This window comes from Acinetobacter sp. YH12255, from assembly GCF_013417355.1.
Taxonomy (GTDB): Bacteria; Pseudomonadota; Gammaproteobacteria; order Pseudomonadales; family Moraxellaceae; genus Acinetobacter; species Acinetobacter pseudolwoffii.
In genome coordinates, this window is the sequence record NZ_VPEC01000094.1 from 1 (window position 1) to 4,030 (window position 4,030).

A 4,030-nucleotide genomic window follows, 5' to 3' on the forward strand; every position below is an offset into this window, starting at 1 on the left:
TGAGTTCTGCTTCTATGGCATACAGTTTCTGAATCAGCACTAATGCCTGTTCAGCGATCTGACTTTTCCCGGTCACATGCAGTTCATGAAATTTACGACGTGCATGTGCCATGCAGCCCACCTCAATCGTCACCGAGTTAACTCATCGAGCAGGTGATGCAGTAAAAATCGCTGATGCAGGCGCTATTATTGATGCCGAAGAGGGACTCTCTAATGTTATTGAAAGCGGCAAAATGTTAAGCGGTATTTCAGAATCCATAGGTCAAATCGCTTCTATGTCGACCCAAATGGCTGCAGCAGTGGAAGAGCAAGCCCATGTTACTGAAGACATTAACCTGCAAATAGTAAATATTTCAACGCTTGCCGATTTAAGTAATGACAGCTCGATGCAGCTTTCAGAGACGATTATTTATTTGAACAAGATTGCTGATGAGCTTCATAAACTGGTAGTACGGTTTAAGCGGTAATCTTTCAAGTGAAAGCCTAAAACATTTAACAGTGTATTCTTGCAGTACAATTGATAATAATCGATTAAGCAGCAAATTATTGGAGTAACGTTTTGAACGCACCTGAATTCCCTGTTGATGAAGCTGCTGGTTTACTTGCATTACAGCGAACTAATTTGCTGGATACGCCAGCAGAGAAGCGCTTTGACCGCATTACAAGATTAGCAGCGTCTGTATTTAAAGTGCCAATATGCCTTATCTCTTTGGTGGATAGTGACCGGCAATGGTTTAAATCTAAAGTGGGTCTTGACGCTTGTGAAACAGGCCGTGATATCTCATTTTGTGGCCATGCGATATTGCATGAGGATATTTTAATTGTTTCAGATGCAACAAAAGATGAGCGCTTTTCGTCAAATCCTTTAGTAACCCACGCGCCGCATATTCGTTTTTATGCGGGTGCACCGCTGCGAGAGACAAGTGGGCAACCCATCGGCACTCTATGTCTCATTGACTCCGTGGCCAGAGACTTTTCAGCAAAAGAGCAGCAAGAACTGCGCGAATTTGCAGACATGGTTGAGTATGAAATTGCCAAAGAAGATCAAGCTCGACTTCAAGAGCAGTTTTTAAAAGGCATGGCAAAAACAACCTCAATACTGGCAACACTGCCTGATATGGTATTTGTTATTGACCGAAACTTTCGTTTTTTGGTTTGCAAAGAGCATCCTGACTTACTTAAACCTCAACAAGCGATTTTGGGGCGTACCGTTCATGAGATACTACCCAATGAGCTAGGTCATCAACTCGTAGAGTGCCTCAAGCAAGCCTTTTGTAACAACGATGTGATTCATCATAACTACACGTTTGAAAAGTCAAATCAATCGTTCGAAGCCCGATACAAAAAGATTGATGATAATGAAGTATTAGTGGTCATTCGTAATACCTCTGCACAAGTTGAAGCGCAGTCAGAAATAAGACGCCTTTCTGAAGTTGCAAGGCAGACAACCAATGGTGTGGTAATAACTGATGTCAAAGGTCGAATTATATGGATTAATGAAGCCTTCTCCTTTCTTACAGGATATAGCATTGAAGAAATGCAGGGTAAAAAGCCTGGGGAGTTATTACAAAGGCCCGACACTGATCCTGCCACTGTTGCAATAATGAGAGATGCGCTTGCTCAACAGAACGGCTTTAATGTTGATGTTGTAAATTATTCAAAAGCGCAAAATTCCTACTGGGTGAGAATAGCTTGTAACCCGCTGTTTAGTGAAAGTGGTAGTTTGAGCGGCTATATTGCAATTGAAACAGATATTACAAAAGAGAAACAGGATGAAGAGCTCATAAGGAACAGTCAGAATTTACTTAAGGCCGTAATAGACGCTAACAATATAGGCACATGGCATTTTAATATTCAAACAGGCGAGTTGATTATCAATGATGAATGGGCCGCATTACTGGGTTACACACTTTCTGAGTTATTACCGGGAAACAGATACACGTGGGAAAGGCTAACGCATCCTGATGACCTGGCTTATTGTGCAACTATTCTTGAAAAGCACATGTCAGGCCTAATACCCATATATGAAGCCAATCTTCGTATGAAACACAAAAATGGTGAATGGAAATGGATAAACACCAGAGGGCGTATTTCTTCAAGGACATATGATGGCAAAGCTCTATGGTTATTGGGTACACACTTTGATATCAATGACCAAATAATTGCAGAAAAAGCGCTTAGTGATAAGTCAAGGCAGATGGAAGCTGTTGTTGAAGGGTTGCTTGATGGCATTATTACTATTGATGGTCGTGGTAAAATTCTGACATTTAACCAAGCCGCACAGGAAATCTTCGGCTATACGGAAGATGAAACGCTTGGCAAAAATATTAGCATGTTGATGGGGTCACCTCATCGAGAGCATCACGATAGCTACTTATCAAATTATATAGAACGTGGTGTCAGTGACATTACTGGGCGTATTCGTGAGCTTGAGGCCTTGCGCAAAGATGGTTCTATGTTTCCAATCGAGCTTGGTGTAGTTGAAGTTCAAATGGCTGGTGAAGTTAACTTTATCGGTGTTGTCAGGGATATCACTGAGCGTAAACAACGTGAAAATGAAATTCACCAGTTAGCATTTTATGACCCATTAACATTGCTACCTAATCGACGTCTGTTGTTGGACAGATTGACGGGAGCTATAAATCATAGCGTTCGTACAAGGAACTTCTCAGCATTATTTTTTCTTGATTTAGATAACTTTAAAAACCTTAATGATAGTGCTGGTCATAATAAAGGTGATTTGCTGTTGTGTCAGGTCGCTGAGCGTCTTGTCAACTCAGTGAGACAAGGTGATACCGTAGCGCGTTTAGGCGGCGATGAGTTTGTTATTATGGCATCAGATTTAAGTCATGAACCAACATTAGCAGCGAACCAGGCTGAGAGACTTGCACAAAAAATCGTGAGTAATTTAACAAGGGAATATAATCTTGACGGTCTAACTTACAATAGTTCGGCAAGCATTGGTGTAACACTTTTTAACAGTGAAAATCTGTCAAAAGAAGATTTGTTAAAGCAAGCTGATATGGCTATGTACAAGGCTAAATATGCTGGCCGAAATGGTGTGCAGTTTTTTGACCCGCAAATGCAAGTTGCAGTAAGCTCAAGAGCAGCAATTATTAGCGACTTATACTCTGCAATACAAAGCCAGCAATTTGTACTTTTCTATCAAAAACAGGTCAATCACCTGAAGCAGTGTATTGGTGTTGAGGTATTGTTACGCTGGATACACCCAGAAAAAGGCATGGTGTCGCCACTGCAATTTATCCCATTAGCGGAGGAAACAGGTCTTATTGTACCGATTGGCGAGTGGGTGCTAGAGGAAGCTTGCGCCACTCTGGCAAAATGGTCTTTAGAATCCGAAAAACAACACCTAAGCATTGCGGTTAACATAAGCGTAGTTCAATTTAGCAAAGATAATTTTGTTCAGACTGTTTTAAATCCATTGAAAACCTCAGGTGCAAATCCACAGTTGCTAAAGCTGGAAATTACGGAAACGTTGCTCGCAAATAACATTCCTGATGTTAAAGCTAAGATGAAAGAGTTGCAGCAGCACGGCGTGACTTTTTCAATCGATGATTTTGGTACAGGCTATTCATCCTTATCCTACTTAAAACAATTGCCTATAAATCAGTTGAAAATTGACCAAGGGTTTGTTCGAGATATTATCAATAGCAGTAATGATAGGGCCATCGCTCAGGCAGTTATAACATTAGCCAACTCAATGGAACTGCAAGTCATAGCTGAGGGTGTTGAAACAGAAGCCCAGCGCGCGTTATTGCAGAGTATGGGGTGTCACACCTATCAAGGCTATTTATACGGAAAACCGTGTCGGATAGAAGAGCTGCATTTTTAAAAGATAATTAGTAAGGTACATTAAGCGGGTTTTAATTTAGTAGTTTATGGGGGCTTTGTTGCACAAACCTATCTGTAAAGGCTTTTTCAGCGATATAATTTTCAAATGAAGAAGCCTACACACAAAATCTACCGCACAACCAATTGGCCCGCATATAACCGAGCACTCATGAGTCGC

General features: G+C 41.1%; 2 protein-coding genes and 1 pseudogene. 2 read left to right on the plus strand and 1 reads right to left on the minus strand.

The annotated features are described in order from the left end of the window. Nucleotides 1-127: pseudogene (locus tag FTV30_RS15680) on the minus strand (transposase); the annotation flags it as partial. Here FTV30_RS15680 and FTV30_RS15685 point away from each other — a divergent pair. After that, entirely contained in the window at nt 111-467 is a 357-nt protein-coding gene (locus FTV30_RS15685; RefSeq protein ID WP_216070820.1) for a methyl-accepting chemotaxis protein, read from the plus strand. The pseudogene FTV30_RS15680 and the gene FTV30_RS15685 sit on opposite strands and share 17 nt — an antisense overlap. A 92-nt stretch (nt 468-559) precedes the next feature. Continuing rightward, entirely contained in the window at nt 560-3,853 is a 3,294-nt protein-coding gene (locus FTV30_RS15690; protein ID WP_159138995.1) for an EAL domain-containing protein, read from the plus strand. Nucleotides 3,854-4,030 lie beyond the last annotated feature (177 nt).